The following is a 14,785-nucleotide window of genomic DNA, read 5'->3' on the forward strand; positions in this document are numbered from 1 at the left end:
ATAATGTACCTCCAAAATAAAATATGTATGTCATTACCTATTATACCGAATAAATAAAGAAAAAGTTTCAAAAATTTATTGGCATACTAAAAATGATATAAAGTGAAACGTCAACTAGTGAGCTTTTTGATGCACAGGGCGTGCGGTTGTTGACGTTGAGCTTTCGCAACGAGGAAAACATGTGCTAACGATGCGCTTACGGTTACTGTGGGGGAAAAGTAATAGCTTCATTTTACAATCCAGCTTTGGCGCATTAAACTAAAAGAAGGAGGGATTTTAATGCATAAAACAGAGGATATTTTAGCAGCAAAACAATTTATTATGGATAAAATTACCGGACAGCCAACAATCGGTATGATTTTAGGCTCGGGTTTAGGACCACTTGCAGATGAAATCGAAAATGCAGTAACAATTCCATACAATGAAATTCCGCATTTTGCTAAATCTGGTGCGATTGGTCATGCGAATGAGTTAGTTATTGGACAACTAAAAGGAAAAACAGTTGTTGCAATGAAGGGGCGCTTCCACTATTACGAAGGCTTCACTTTAGACGAAGTGACATTCCCTGTACGTGTAATGAAGGCATTAGGTGTTAACAATTTGTTAATTACAAATGCTTGTGGCGCTGTGAATACAAGCTTTAAGCCTGGCGATTTAATGTTAATTACAGACCATATTAATTTAGTTGGTACAAATCCATTGATTGGGCCAAATAACGATGAGCTAGGAACACGCTTCCCCGATGTGTCACAAGTGTACAATCAGGAATTACGTCATATTGCACAGGAAGTAGCAGAAGCACAAGGCATGACATTACAACAAGGCGTTTATGCTTGGTGGAGCGGTCCTACTTATGAAACACCAGCGGAAATTCGCATGATTCGTACATTAGGTGCTGATGCTGTAGGTATGTCTACGGTGCCTGAAGCGTTAGTTGCGGTTCATAGTGGTATGCAAGTATTGGGCATTTCATGCTTAACAAATATGGCATGTGGCATTTTAGACCAGCCTTTAAGCCATGATGAAGTAATTGAAGTAGCAGCACAAGTAAAAGAGAAGTTTATCCAGCTAGTGAAAGAAACAGTGGGAAAAATATAAAATAGTTATGCTTTATACAAGCGAATTGCAGTTTTATTTAGCAATTCGCTCTTTTATTATATCTAAATACACTGTAGACATAATAAGTTCATTTTTATTTTAGAAAATTCTGATATTTGTATATTGCTAATGAATTACTGTGAAACTATAATGGGTTTATTAACGATTTGTTTTAAGGTCTTTTCTCATAGCTTGAAAGGCCTCAATTTTGTTTAATGTAGGCGAAGATATACATATTACCTTGATTCAGTAGAAATCTTATCTGAATAGGTAGCGTTCATTCAAAGGGTGTTCAAGCCGCTTGATGAGGACGAGGAAATCTGTTTATAAACGTCATGTACCTGAGCAACAAACACTGTGCGGCAGATGTTACAGACTTTGGCTCCTTTCATAAATTTGGATAAAAGAGCTTGAGTAAATGCAATAATGTAGCATATAAAATTGAATAGGAGGGCTGTGCTATGAAGCGAGTCAGTCTTAGAAAAAAACTTATTTTCTCGTTTTTATTAATTCTTTTAATTCCATCGATAGTAATTGGCTATGTATCTTATGAAAGTGCAAAAAATCAAATATTACATGAGCGGCAAACAAGTGCGGCTGAAAGTGTTCGCATACTTGATGCGAATATTACAAGTATGCTTACGCCTAAAATCCATGATATTGAATATTTTGCTAAGAAATTTAATGCGGTGTCTTTAAGACAAGAGCAACGTGATGAATTGAAAGCGCTATTGAAAGAATATATTAATACACATCCTGAAGTTGAATTACTTTATATCGGTACCGCAGATGGCAAGATGATTGATGAGCCTGTTCATCAATATGATAGTGATTATGATCCTCGTAAGCGCGACTGGTATCAGCAAGCTATGGAGAATAAAGGACAAGCATCTGTATCACCGCCGTATGTTTCAAAATCTACAAACAATGTTGTTGTCTCAATTATGATGCCATTAACTGATAACTCAGGAGTTATGGCGTTGGATTTGAATATAGATGTTCTCAACGATATTGTGAATGATATTAAATTAGGAGAAACAGGCTACGTATCTTTACTAGATAGCCAACAGCTCTATATTGCACACAAGGATAGAGAAAGTGGTACAGAGATCACAGAAAGCTATGTGACAGATGTTTATGCTCAAGATATGGGAATTGTAAAAGAAAGGGAACGTTACATTTTATTTAGTACAAATGAATTAACAGGCTGGAAGGTTCTTGGTACGATGTTTACTGTAGAGGCAAAGGAATCAGCCGCTAAAACATTAACAACGATTATTATCATTGTGGCACTTGCTATTATTATAGGTGGGGGATTTGTACTATTAATGGTTCGTTCCATTGTTTCTCCAATTAAAGAATTACAAGCAAATGCTCTGAAAATCAGTGAAGGGGACTTAACAACGTTTATTGATATTCATACAAAGGATGAAATTGGACAACTTGCAGAGGCTTTCGTATCAATGAAGCTTAGCTTAAAGAAATTATTACAGCAATTAGAGCAAAGTGTCCAGCAAGTACAAAGTTCTGCGCAAAATTTAGCTGCGAATACAGAGCAAAATATAGCAGCTTCTGAGCAAGTAGCACAAGCGATGCAGGAAGTGGCAAGTAGCACAGAACGGCAGACAACGGGCATTGAGGAAAATGCAATTTCCATTGAGGAAGTGGCAAAAGGGATTGTTGAGGTAACAGATAGCACGATGCAAGTGTCTGATTTATCGGGCTATGCGATTCAGTTGGCAGATGAAGGAGGGCAAGCTGTACAACAAACAGTACAACAGATGCAGTCCATTCATTCGTCCGTAGTGCAATCAGATGAAACAATTAATTCACTTTATGCTCGCACAAAGGAAATTGGCTCCATTTTAGAAATTATTACAGCTATTTCAGATCAAACAAATTTACTCGCATTAAATGCTGCTATCGAAGCAGCAAGAGCAGGTGAGCATGGTAAAGGCTTCGCTGTTGTTGCAGATGAAGTGCGTAAGCTAGCAGAACAATCACTTCAGTCAACGAATCAGATTGCTGAATTAATAGTGGCGATTCAGCAAGATACAGCACAATCTGTACAGTCGATGGATAAGGCGACAGCAGATGTACAAGAGGGCATACAGTTAACCGCACAGGCCAGTGAGAAGTTTGCAAGTATTGTGGAAAGCTTGCAGGAAATCGCGCCAAAAATCGAGGGTATTTCCGCTGCTTCTGAGGAAATTTCCGCAGTTGTAGAAGAAGTGTCAGCGACTGCATTAGAGCTATCAGACCATGCGAAGTCAAATGCTGCAGCGTCAGAGGAAGTTGCTGCATCGACAGAGCAAACATTAGCATCAATGCATGAAATGGCAGCGGCAGCTCACACATTACAAGAAATGTCAGACGAGCTGCGCGGTTATATGGAGAAGTTTAAATACTGATAGCAATAAAGAAATGCGAGAAATCAATGTTGTTCATGATTGATTTCTCGCATTTTACCTATTCCTTGGTAGGGCGTTCAACTTCAACGACGATAGGGTCAAGCTCGACTATTTCTAATGGAGCGGTACTGTTCATATAGCGTGCTTTTGGTCGACCTAGTGCATCGTGTTCATCTGCATCAGATAGTCGAATGAAGGGTGTAATTGTTAAAGTTGTAGCTTGTGGGTGAAGCCTCTCTAAGATGGTGAAGCCTCTGTTTAACATATACCAATTAGGCTTTTCTCGTCGATATGCTTTGAAAGGATGACCACCACCGGCATGATAGCCTTGTTTATATTCATTTCCTAAATTATCTTCTACTTTAATATCCGCATTATACCAGTCCCATTGTTTATTCAATTGATCAGATATAGTATAATTATAGTAAATATTGATGGAGGCTGGTGTGTAAATGATTTTTTGTAAATTGACATCAATATCTTCATTTTTCGTTTGTAAATTGATAACTTGCTGATAATTATTTTCGGCAATTGCTTCAAATGTAAAGCGCCAATTGCCATCAATAGCTTTTTGATTCAATGATGGATCGGGGTGAATTGTTGCGATATTTACAATAAATTCTTGATTTTCAATAGGTAATATACCACTTTCAGGCGGTTCTAATAACTCGCTCATAACCTCAACGTAGTTTTCTATATGCCATTTCATATAGAGCGTTCCTTCATAACGATAGTTTTCCATTTTATGGATTATGCCATTCCCTACAAGAAATGATTTATCGACGTCAGGTGAACTGCCCGGGATATGCTCTGGGCCTGAAAGACGAGGCTCATCTCCTAAATCTCTATCGCTCTCTAACTCGTATGAAATATACGCCATTGTTCCATCATAAAAGCTACTTTTTAATGTAATTTTAATACCTTGATCTTCTACAATTAAATTTAAAGCTGGTGTATCCATCGTTATATTTGGAAGTACTTGTTCAGGATTCCAGAGCTTGTTTAGAAAACCACGAACAAACGGTATATTTTCCCCCATTGACGTAAAAGACAAACCGATAAAGGTGCTTGCTACAAAGACGGCTGCTAGTGCAAGAGCGGCAAACCCACTTCTCGATTTCTTTGCTTTGGTTATTTTGCTTTTTACCTGTTTTTTCAGTAGCTTTTTATCAAATGCGGTTACTTCCATTTCTTCAAATTGCTCGACATCTATATCAACCTCATTAAAGATTTTATATATGTCCTTCATTTAAAACGCCTCCTTTACTTATTTGTTGTTTTATTTTCTTTTTTCCGCGATAAATACGATTGTCGATAGCCGATTTTGTCATCTGTAGTTGTTCGGCAATTTCCTCTGTTTTAAAGCCGAGTAAATAACGCATTATGAATAATTTTTGGTCGAGAGAATCTAGTTCACGTAACATGTCCAATATTTGCTGCTCGCTTTCGAACGCCTGAGCAAAATCTTGTGATTGATCTGCGAGGCTATATTCTAGCGTACTAATGTCGCTTTCATTTTTAGCAGTTACTGTGCGGTAGTAGTCAATCGCTTTGTATTTGGCAATGACACATATCCATTTTTCGAATGCCGTTGCATCACCTTTGAATTTTTTAGCGTTTTTCCAAATAGCGAGCAAAATATCATTGAGACATTCACCAATCATTTCTTGCTGCTGGATAGAACCTAATGTTTTACAGACAACGCCCTTTAACCTCGGTAAATAGTGGTCAATCACATAATCGAGTGCCTCTTCCTTACCTGCTTGTAAATGTTTAATAAAATTCTGCTCATGGATTCTCATAGTTTCTCCTTTCTCGTAAGATGCTTTTACTATATAGAACGAGTAGCTAGCTCATTTTTTCGCAAAATTTCTAAAATAATTGTAATATAGAACAAAATATACCATAAGGAGTGGGAACGTTGATTGAAGTAAATGGGCGTTTTACAAATGCAAAAATATATACGAATACAGCACAGCAAGCTGCGATTGAGCAAATACAAGAGCTAACAGATCAAGCTTTTATGGAAGGGACAAAAATTCGCATTATGCCTGATTATCATGCTGGTAAGGGCTGTGTTATTGGAACGACGATTCAATTGCAGGAGCGTGTCGTGCCGAATCTTGTCGGTGTCGACGTAGGTTGTGGTGTTTTTGTAGCACAGGTAGATACGTCCGATATCGATTATGCGAAATTAGATACGACGATTCGGACATATGTACCAAGTGGTCAAGACTTGCATGCAGAGTTATCACCTGCACGTCAATTTGAGGAATTTGAACGCGAAAACTTTATTGCGGCAGGCATGAAAGATGACTATACGAATTTATCGCTCGGTACGTTAGGGGGAGGCAATCATTTTATAGAACTCGCAAAAGATGATGAAGGGAAATATTATTTATTAATTCATACAGGTTCTCGCTATGTTGGGGCAAAGGTGGCAAACTGGCATCAAAAGAGAGCTTTTGAGACAATGCGTCATCAGGATGTTACAGCGATGATTGGAGAGCTTAAAGCAGAGGGACGCGAGCAGGAAATTCAAGGTGCTATCGAGGCTTATAAAACGCAAAATCCTGTGATTCCAAAGGATTTAGCTTATTTAGAGGGACAGTATTTCCATGATTATATTCACGATATGAAAATTGCCCAGCGCTATGCTGTCATTAATCGCTGGACGATTGCCGAAACGATTGCACAGCATATGGGCTGGGCATATACAGATACATTCGATACGATTCATAATTATATTGATACTGATACGATGACATTGCGTAAAGGAGCTGTGCGTGCAAATAAGGGGGAAAAGCTTGTTATCCCTATGAATATGCGTGATGGCTCACTCATCTGTATCGGAAAAGGCAATGCGGAATGGAATTATTCAGCACCCCATGGAGCAGGGCGAGTTTATTCGCGTCGCACAGCGAAAAAAGAGTTAAATATGATCGATTTCAAAGAAACGATGCAAGGGATTTGGACGACATCCGTAACGGAGGACACACTGGATGAAGCACCAATGGCGTATAAGCCAATGGAGGAAATTACATCCGTTATTGGTGAAACAGTCGATATTATCAAAGCGATTAAGCCTGTTTATAATTTTAAAGCGAGTGAGGAGCAGCGACCTTACATGAGGAGACCATAAAGATATATTCGAACATGCCCTCAAACTGGTTGTGGATTATGCTACAATTGCCGCAGCAATATCTAGTATTAAGGAGAGAAGAATGTCGATAATAGCGCTATTTTTCGCTCTAACGTTTCCAGTTGTTACATTAAATTAATAGCATTTAGCTAGTACCCTGCAGTAGGGGAGGAAGTGGGCAATTTTTGTTGTAGTCGGCTATATATTTATATGGTGGACGGCTTTTTCTTCAATTAGAGTAACCGGGCATTATTAATTACGTCTAAAGCTTTTCAAACGCGCCTGAAAAGCTTCTCTTCAAAGTAAATAAGCTTAAAGCTGTCAGAAAGCCTATAGCCTCTGACAGTTCTAAGCCTAGGGTTTTTAAATGTAAGCAAGTATCTTTATTAAAAATCAGTGAATATTTAGAGGGATTTGTTTAGGGAAATCAGCGATTCTAATTGGATAATAGTCTTCTTGCTCTTGTAATACTTCTCCAGTGAGTGTCACGCGCATGCTGTCTATTTCGTCTATTTCAGTTAAGCCTAATGGCAAAATAATTTGAGCATTTGCAGGGATGAATATGTTTTCAATATTTTTTCTTTTGGAATTCATCAATAATTTTATATGTGTTTTCAATTCATAAGTACTCATATTGTGCACTAATAAAACGTATTTTTTCACTTCAACATATAAAATTTCGTTTATTTGGAAGGCTGCTTGATTTTGATTAATAATGCACTGATCTTCGAATTGAATTTCTACTGTTCTAGTTTCATACATACTAAAATCCCCTTTCTGTATTCGTGTTAAATACATTTATGGTAAAAATTTATACCCCATAAAATGAGGACAGGTGTCGGGAAATGCAAGTATTCGCTTGCTTCTCCGACACCTTCATATAAGTTAGTCTTGTTTGAACATAAATCCTTAATATTTCTTATAGCATAACAAGGATTTATTTTAAAATATATAGGTATATCACGCATTTTTGTTGTGTGATATACCTATTGACATTCTTTCATTAAATCTATATTTTACTAATTAATACAGATGTTAGATTAGAGGTCATTCATGTTATATCAGCGTATTAGTTTATTAGTTATTATATTTAGTTTATGGCTCTTTGCTTTGGTGGAAGGCATTGCATTTAATTCATGGGATAGACAATTTCACGCTCTTCCAGCTATTAATAACGTAGCATTATTTTTATATAACCATGCAACGGATTTTGTAGGATTTTTATTTTTAATTACAGGCTTTTATGCGTATATGAAGAAGCCGCAAGCTGTAGTTATCCAGCGATTTTTTCACTTAATGTGCGCAGTAGGATTAGCTATTACCTATGCAAAGGCATCTGCCCATGATTTATTTATTCCAGCAAGAATAGAAGCAATTACGTTAGGGCTAGTGCCATATTTTTTAGTTCGTTTTATAGAATATTTTCCAGTGCCCAATTCGACGAAGCTTTTGCGAGGACATCAATATATCGCTTTATCTGTGGCAATATCCATTGTGGTTGTAGATGTATTTCGAGAGGAAATCTTTTGGAGTCCTTATTTTGTACGTTTTGCATTAATTATTAATGTTCTACTAGCGGTGATTATATGTGGTTACTATATTGGAGAGAAATGGTTTTCGCAATTGAAATGGCTACAAAATCAGCTTCTCGTTTTATTCGTTAGTTTATTGTTATCCTTTGCACCTATTTTATTTAATTTAATACAAGCAGCTATTTTCAACTATCCGACAATGCCATTTGCATTTTTTGTTATACCTATGGGGCTTTTTCCGATTTCCTTAGCATATTTATTAACAAAGCAGGAAATAGTAGATTTTAAATTGGTATTGAAGCAAGCGACCCCAGTGTTAGCAGCATTTGTACTCACTTTATTGATTATAGCGCAGTTTTTTTCCCTCCCCTCTGTCTATATCGTAGGCTTTTTGATTGGTGGGGGCGTGTTTGTTTTACTTTATCAAGCAATGAAATATATAGAAAATCGCTATGTTGAAAAAAAGCTACGAGCTATTCAACAGGAAAAACAGCAAATTTTGAAGCAGCTAGATACAAGCACCTTTTTAACGATTTATGCGGAGCGAGTCGTACAGTTAATTCATAAAATACTTGAAATTGAGGGGGCTGCTGTTATTTGGTCACAGCCAGCACTAACTGTTTTGTACGATTCAGGTGTATTTCAACATTCACAACTAGCACAGCAGGATATCCATCGTTTATTGAAGCGGCAGCAAAGTCATCATGAAATACTAAAGCAAGCACCGTATTACACCTTGCCTTTGACAGATAGTGTAAACATCGTAGGGATGATTGTCATTGGGCAGAAATTGAACTTTACAAGATGGGACAATGAAGAGCTAATTTTGTTAAATAAAATTCATATGGAGGCAAAGGAATTATTTTTACAGGCACAAGTTATAAGGAAAATGGACAAAGCTGTCTATGAATCCCAGCAAACAAGCTATCAATATCAGTTATTGCAGGCTTTAGAGGATGAACGAAAACATTTGTCGATTTTTCTACATGATGAAGTACTACAAGATTTATTATTTGCTTTGCGAAATGTACGCGCACACCATTATGAACATACAGAGCAAACATTGCACCAAATGATTGGTGCTATACGTGCGATGTGCAACGATTTATATCCAATTATGGTGGAGGAGATTGGGCTTGCGTTAAGCTTACAATCCCTACAGGCAAAAGTGGAAGGACAACATGGTATCAATGTACATATTAATTATGAGATAGAGGATGACCAAATTTCTTTATTATTGGCGATGCAAGTATTTCGTATATTGAAAGAGTTGCTAACAAATAGTATTAAACACGCGGAGGCTGAAGATGTGATGCTGACTCTTTCTGAGCATAACAGTAAATTGCACATAACGGTTGAAGATAATGGCTGTGGCTTTGATGTGCCTAATAATATGATGCTGTATGCAGAGCAGCATTTTGGGTTAGTAACAATTCAGAAGAAAGTGGAACAATTGCAGGGGACTTTCACGATTACATCACAGCTTGGAGAAGGTACAACAATTAAGATTGAACTACCAGTAAAGGAAGTGAAATAGATGGGTATGAATGTATTGCTAGTAGATGATCATGTGCTTTTACTAGAAAGTTTGAAAACGATAGTAGAGACAGAACCAAATATTCAGGTTGTTGCAGCGATTGCAGATCCTTCTTCGCTTTTAGAAGAAGTACAGCGTTTAAAGCCTGATATTATTTTGATGGATATTCGTTTAAAATCACATAATGGTTTAACATTAACGAAAGAAATTTTGCAGCAGCTACCTGACATGAAAATCATTATATTATCTGGCTATGATGACGATGCCTATATTCATGCAGCACAAAATGCAGGGGCGAGAGGCTTTGTGAAAAAGGAGCAATCAAATGAGGAATTGCTCACTATTGTGAAGGCGGTCTATGAAGGGGCGACGCATTTCCCGTATTTTGAAGCAAGCTTATTAACACCTAAAGAGCGAGAAGTGTTACAGCTTGTCGCATGGGATCAAACAAACGAGATGATTAGTAAAGAGCTCGCTATGAGTAAACGAACAGTAGAAAATCATATATCTTCTATTTTGCGAAAACTTCATGTTGATACACGATTAGGCGCTGCGGTTACGGGAATTGAGCAAGGGTTAGTGAGTGCGAAAAGGTGAATTTAGCAAGCCACATGGAATCGAACTTTTTGATTTCGTGTGGTTTTTTATCAAGGAACAATACTATACTTAGAAAGTGAGAAGCAAGCGAATTTCTATGAAAAAGGAGATAAAACGATGACCAAAACTTTTGCGGATAGAGTGTGTGAGCAAGTCAAATTGAAAAAATCGCATGCGGTTGTAGGGCTTGACCCTGTCATCAATCGTATTCCTAGCTTTATTTTGAAAGAGGCAGAATTGCAATATGGGAAAAATCCGAACGGTGCAGGCTATGCATTTTATGAATTTAATAAAATGATTATAGATGCGGTATGTGATAAGGTAGCCATTGTCAAACCGCAGCTTGCTTATTATGAAGTGTATGGGGCAGCAGGAATCAAGGCATTTTGGAACACAGTAACTTATGCGCAAGAAAAAGGTTTGCTTGTTATTGCAGATGCGAAACGAGGAGATATCGATTCAACGGCGACTGCATATGCTACATCCTTTTTCGATGAATTACATAATGAGTGGAAAGAGCAGATTCGTGTCGATTCATTAACGATTAATCCATATTTAGGTGATGATAGCTTGCAACCGTTTATCGATTCAGCTACTCAAAGTCATGCAGGGCTATTTATTTTAGTGAAGACAAGTAATCCTAGGTCTGGAGATATTCAAGAATTAGTTGCCAATGGACGAGAGGTAGCTGAAAAAGTGGCAGAAATGGTGAATGACTATGCGCAACAAACATTAGGAGACTCAGCTTATTCACCTGTAGGTGCGGTTGTTGGGGCAACTTATCCAGAGGCGCAAGCAAAATATAGAAAATTAATGCCGAATTCTTTATTCCTTGTACCAGGCTATGGGACGCAGGGGGCAAAAGGAAAAGATATTGTAAATGCATTTAATGAGGATGGCCTAGGTGCTTTAATTAGCGCATCTCGTAGTATTATTTATGCATATGAGCAAGCAGATGAAGTCAATCGAGATAGTGTAATGTATTATGTCAGCAATGCTGTAGCAGCGATGAATGAAGATATTAACACAGCATTAAGTGAAGTAAATAACTTGCAGTGGTGATTTGAAGTTAGATAAAGAGCCAAAGTAAGCCCAAACAATTTCACGATTGCTTGGGCTTTTGAAAATTATAGATTTTTTGTATAGAAAGCATGCAGTTTCTCAACAGCCTTTGTCACAGGTTCTGGCTGGTCGTATAAATCGTAGTGTGATGCTCCTTCTACGATAAATAAATCTTTATTAGTTGATGCAGCTTTATTGTAAAGCTCATGTCCATCTTGATATGAACCGAATGCGCCTTGTATGTCGCCAACAATAATTTGTAATGGCTGTGTAAGTAATATATCAGCTAAATGGAAGGCATCAAAGCCGATTACTTTTGCCATACTTGTGAACTTTAATTTGTTAGGCGAGTTTGAACTTTGACCACGTGATGTTGTGTAGTATTCGACAGCTTGTACAATGTCAATATCTTTAATACCTGCTTGTGCACATTCCTCTTGATTACGTGGAATCCAATTTGTAATCATGGATTCTGCACCGCGAGCCTCAGCTGTACGTTGCTTAGCAATTGTTTCTAATACTTGAATAGGGTCACCTTGGCGATTAATACGGCCGATATTTGCACCTACAACTGTCCCGACAGCTTTAATACGGCGCTCTGTCATAGCAGCATTTGCCGCGTAGCCACCTCCAGCACATACACCTAATACACCGATACGTTCTTCATCTACAAAATCTAATGTCGTTAAATAATCAACAGCGTAAGAAATATCTTCAACACGTGCCGCAGGGCTTTCAGTATAACGAGGCTCCCCACCACTTTCACCTTGATAAGAAGCATCGAAAGCAAGTGTTACATAGCCTAATTCAGCAAGCTTTGCCCCATAAATGCCAGCCGTTTGGTCTTTACAGCTACTTCCTGGGTGTACACAAACAATAGCGGGAAGTGATTTATTTTTTTCTGCGTTTTTAGGTACGTTTAAAATACCTGCAACTTGTATGCCATTTGCATTGAACTTAATATTTTTGTTCGTTACTGTCAATGTTAAAACCACCTTTGTTTTTATATACACTTGAGTAATTTAATACTCACGTGTATAATTATCTTAAAATATTTAGCATATTGCTTCAATGACCACATTTAAACGTATGAGTGTTAATACGCATATGTATGAATGTGTGTATTATTTAAGGGGGAAGTTTGGTGGATAGAAGAATTATCAAATCGCAAAAGGCGATTCAAGATACATTTTTAAACTTATTGATGGAGGAGGGCTTTGATGCGATTACAGTTAAACAAATTGCAGAAGAAGCCAATATCGGACGGAAAACCTTTTACCTACACTATTTAGACAAATATGATTTGCTAGATAAAATTATTGATGAGCATTTAGCACGGTTAAGAGAAATATGCGATCAGAAGCAAGAGAAGGGATTAGTAGAAGGCACAGTCATATGGTTTCGCTATTTTGAACAGCATAAACCACTTTTTGCAGCATTGTTTAGCATTCATAGTACAAGGTCATTTCAAGATAAATTATTGATATTTATGATGATTGAAGTGGAAAAAAAGCTACATGCCCAGAATGTGGAACAGCAAATTATTGTGAAATTTTTAGCAACGGCTGTTATGGGCGTGTTGGAATCGTATATATTGGAGGAGTTTAATGCGGATGTAGACAGCGTTGCGACACGTGTGGGAGAATTGATGAAAATGCATCTTTGAATGTGTTTTTTTGCAGAAATAATTATACTATAAAAGTATTAGATTCAGCGTTAGCATACGGTTTATTTTTAATGATTCAAGTAAACTTAGTATTAATTCCAGTTGATTTATTCGTCAATCAAGTTGTAAAGCGAACGAATTTCAAATGGGGGAATGTGAAAACAGTATTTGACTGTGCGTTATTACTGACATCTGTATTAGTTGGCCTAAGCTTCTTAGGAGAAGTACCATTTATTCGTGAAGGTACAATTATTAATGCCATTTTAGTAGGACAATATATTAAGTTATATTCATTTATTGCTAGAAAAAATATGGAAAGAAAAACAGGATTAATGACACAAGCAGTTAAAAATTAAAGTGTAGCTATTATTTTCTGAAAAATTAAAAAATACACACTCTTCATTTAGAAGGGCGTGTATTTTTACTTTATTCATTGCGTAAAAGTGGCTGTGTGCTACAGCGGAAGGAGCCACCGAAACTTCTTGAAATTTTAAAGTCGATATACTCAACTTTTATACCACGTTTTTCAAGTGCAGCACCGATAAAGTCAAATTCGTAGTCTGTAATATAAACATGGTCATTAATTGGTAAACCGTTTGTTGCAAGGTGGGATGCTTGTTCAAGTGTTACATTGATTTTATCCCAATGTTTAAATTGTTCTGGAATACCGTTTAAAAATGCTTCCTCACAAGCGATAATTAAGCCTTCACGCACGATGCTTAATGCGCAATCAAGATGCAAAATCGTATGATGCAAAGGTACCTCGATTACTTCATAGCCAAAATTATTCGTTAAATTTTTTAGCCATTGCACACCATTGCTATTTGAAGCAAGACCAGAGTTGCCGACATAAATTGTTTTATCCAATACTAGCACATCGCCACCTTCTAAAAATGGTCCTTCCTCTGAATCGTGACCTAATGAAATGTCGGGCTTTGGAGTTGAAACATAAAGGCAGCGATGCTTATTTGCCTCTTCTACTAATATATTGCGCATGGGTAGTATCTCATTTCGACGATGCGGGAAGCGCAGTGAGCCTTCGATTAGCATATTGCCAACTGTAAAGAAAGGGTCTCTAGTAAAGAAGTTGCTGTAGCCATCCGCAAGACCGAGTTCTTTTTCATAATCTGTTAGCATGCGTGGTAAAAGTACTTCTACCCCATATTTTTCTAAAACCTTCTTTAAATTCGCTCGTTCCTCTTCCCATGCTTGTTGTCTTTCAGGAAAAATATCCTTGTAGTTTTTCCCATCGATATCTACACCTTTATATAATTCAAGGCTCTCCGCTGTTAGAAATTCATCATCCACTCCATTGTTAACTGCTGCAAAGGCAAATTCAGATTGTGCTAAAACTACTCTTTTTAACGGGGCAAATTCGCTTTTTACAAAAATAGAAGTCATCTCTTATTTCCTCCTTAATTCCTTCGGTTATATCGCTAGTTATCGTAAGGTATATAGTTACAATATAGTCAAGCGGGATTTTTATTATGTGGCTGGAGAGATAGCTTAGATTTTGACGAGAAAAAAACTTCAGAGAATTCGCTTCATTATTAAGAAATAGCATAATCATGCAGAACTATTACAGGTTAATAAATCAATAATATTGTTAGACTAATTATCCCGAAAATAAGATTGTTTGTAAAAATGAGGTATTCTTTAGATTCTTTATTAATTTTAATTGAAAAAAATAAATTTACAATTGAGCTAACAATTAAAAAGAGAAATGGAGTTTCTATGAAT

Annotated in this window: 13 protein-coding genes; 8 read left to right on the top strand and 5 right to left on the bottom strand. The window is 37.0% G+C overall.

The window, feature by feature from the left end:
* The first annotated feature begins 279 nt into the window (after positions 1–279).
* Positions 280–1,098, top strand: coding sequence for a purine-nucleoside phosphorylase (locus tag C9J34_RS15640; RefSeq protein ID WP_107841115.1), 819 nt, complete (start codon positions 280–282; stop codon positions 1,096–1,098).
* A 461-nt stretch (positions 1,099–1,559) separates the two neighbouring features.
* Entirely contained in the window at positions 1,560–3,509 is a 1,950-nt protein-coding gene (locus C9J34_RS15645) for a methyl-accepting chemotaxis protein (RefSeq protein WP_107841116.1), read from the top strand.
* A gap of 58 nt (positions 3,510–3,567) precedes the next feature.
* Here the strand turns inward: C9J34_RS15645 and C9J34_RS15650 are convergent, their stop codons facing one another.
* Both C9J34_RS15650 and C9J34_RS15655 read right to left on the bottom strand, forming a co-directional pair.
* On the bottom strand, positions 3,568–4,758 hold the full coding sequence (locus tag C9J34_RS15650) for a DUF4179 domain-containing protein (protein ID WP_107841117.1): 1,191 nt from the start codon (positions 4,756–4,758) through the stop codon (positions 3,568–3,570).
* Complete coding sequence (locus C9J34_RS15655; RefSeq protein WP_107841118.1) at positions 4,742–5,311, bottom strand: sigma-70 family RNA polymerase sigma factor; 570 nt, start codon at positions 5,309–5,311, stop codon at positions 4,742–4,744. The genes C9J34_RS15650 and C9J34_RS15655 overlap by 17 nt, the downstream gene beginning before the upstream one ends.
* A gap of 119 nt (positions 5,312–5,430) precedes the next feature.
* Here C9J34_RS15655 and C9J34_RS15660 point away from each other — a divergent pair, with 119 nt between their 5' ends.
* Positions 5,431–6,651 carry an RtcB family protein gene (locus tag C9J34_RS15660; RefSeq protein WP_107841119.1) on the top strand — a complete coding sequence of 407 codons (1,221 nt, stop codon included), beginning with the start codon at positions 5,431–5,433 and terminating at the stop codon, positions 6,649–6,651.
* Between the two features lie 393 nt (positions 6,652–7,044).
* Here C9J34_RS15660 and C9J34_RS15665 read toward each other — a convergent pair whose 3' ends face one another.
* Positions 7,045–7,413 (bottom strand): hypothetical protein, encoded by a 369-nt coding sequence (locus C9J34_RS15665; RefSeq protein WP_107841120.1) that lies wholly within the window; start codon positions 7,411–7,413, stop codon positions 7,045–7,047.
* A gap of 291 nt (positions 7,414–7,704) precedes the next feature.
* Between C9J34_RS15665 and C9J34_RS15670 the strand changes: the two genes are divergently transcribed.
* From C9J34_RS15670 to pyrF, 3 genes are all read left to right on the top strand, one after another.
* Positions 7,705–9,720, top strand: a complete 2,016-nt coding sequence (locus C9J34_RS15670; protein WP_107841121.1) for a sensor histidine kinase — start codon at positions 7,705–7,707, stop codon at positions 9,718–9,720.
* A complete protein-coding gene (locus C9J34_RS15675; RefSeq protein ID WP_107841122.1) occupies positions 9,721–10,317 on the top strand; it encodes a response regulator in 597 nt (198 codons plus the stop codon).
* A 117-nt stretch (positions 10,318–10,434) separates the two neighbouring features.
* On the top strand, positions 10,435–11,379 hold the full coding sequence (gene pyrF / locus C9J34_RS15680; RefSeq protein WP_107841123.1) for an orotidine-5'-phosphate decarboxylase: 945 nt from the start codon (positions 10,435–10,437) through the stop codon (positions 11,377–11,379).
* Positions 11,380–11,444: 65 nt separating this feature from the next.
* Here the strand turns inward: pyrF and C9J34_RS15685 are convergent, their stop codons facing one another.
* The gene (locus C9J34_RS15685; RefSeq protein WP_107841124.1) at positions 11,445–12,362 is read right to left on the bottom strand and encodes an alpha/beta hydrolase; all 918 of its coding nucleotides are present in this window, start codon (positions 12,360–12,362) and stop codon (positions 11,445–11,447) included.
* 221 nt (positions 12,363–12,583) lie between these two features.
* Here C9J34_RS15685 and C9J34_RS15690 point away from each other — a divergent pair, with 221 nt between their 5' ends.
* Both C9J34_RS15690 and C9J34_RS15695 read left to right on the top strand, forming a co-directional pair.
* A complete protein-coding gene (locus C9J34_RS15690) occupies positions 12,584–13,045 on the top strand; it encodes a TetR family transcriptional regulator (protein WP_107841127.1) in 462 nt (153 codons plus the stop codon).
* A gap of 2 nt (positions 13,046–13,047) precedes the next feature.
* The gene (locus C9J34_RS15695) at positions 13,048–13,401 is read left to right on the top strand and encodes a DUF6198 family protein (protein ID WP_476638800.1); all 354 of its coding nucleotides are present in this window, start codon (positions 13,048–13,050) and stop codon (positions 13,399–13,401) included.
* A gap of 70 nt (positions 13,402–13,471) precedes the next feature.
* Here C9J34_RS15695 and C9J34_RS15700 read toward each other — a convergent pair whose 3' ends face one another.
* Positions 13,472–14,446: a dimethylarginine dimethylaminohydrolase family protein gene (locus C9J34_RS15700; RefSeq protein ID WP_107841126.1), complete on the bottom strand. Its 975-nt coding sequence runs from the start codon at positions 14,444–14,446 to the stop codon at positions 13,472–13,474.
* Positions 14,447–14,785 lie beyond the last annotated feature (339 nt).

Source organism: Metasolibacillus meyeri (assembly GCF_003049505.1).
GTDB classification, from domain to species: domain Bacteria; phylum Bacillota; class Bacilli; order Bacillales_A; family Planococcaceae; genus Metasolibacillus; species Metasolibacillus meyeri.

Bases quoted from the DNA above. Each gene is read 5' to 3' on its own strand.
- C9J34_RS15645 (WP_107841116.1), top strand. From the start codon at position 1,560: ATGAAGCGAGTCAGTCTTAGAAAAAAACTTATTTTCTCGTTTTTATTA.
- C9J34_RS15650 (WP_107841117.1), bottom strand. From the start codon at position 4,758: ATGAAGGACATATATAAAATCTTTAATGAGGTTGATATAGATGTCGAG.
- C9J34_RS15690 (WP_107841127.1), top strand. From the start codon at position 12,584: ATGGAGGAGGGCTTTGATGCGATTACAGTTAAACAAATTGCAGAAGAA.
- C9J34_RS15670 (WP_107841121.1), top strand. From the start codon at position 7,705: ATGTTATATCAGCGTATTAGTTTATTAGTTATTATATTTAGTTTATGG.
- C9J34_RS15655 (WP_107841118.1), bottom strand. From the start codon at position 5,311: ATGAGAATCCATGAGCAGAATTTTATTAAACATTTACAAGCAGGTAAG.
- C9J34_RS15640 (WP_107841115.1), top strand. From the start codon at position 280: ATGCATAAAACAGAGGATATTTTAGCAGCAAAACAATTTATTATGGAT.
- C9J34_RS15665 (WP_107841120.1), bottom strand. From the start codon at position 7,413: ATGTATGAAACTAGAACAGTAGAAATTCAATTCGAAGATCAGTGCATT.
- pyrF (WP_107841123.1), top strand. From the start codon at position 10,435: ATGACCAAAACTTTTGCGGATAGAGTGTGTGAGCAAGTCAAATTGAAA.
- C9J34_RS15675 (WP_107841122.1), top strand. From the start codon at position 9,721: ATGGGTATGAATGTATTGCTAGTAGATGATCATGTGCTTTTACTAGAA.
- C9J34_RS15700 (WP_107841126.1), bottom strand. From the start codon at position 14,446: ATGACTTCTATTTTTGTAAAAAGCGAATTTGCCCCGTTAAAAAGAGTA.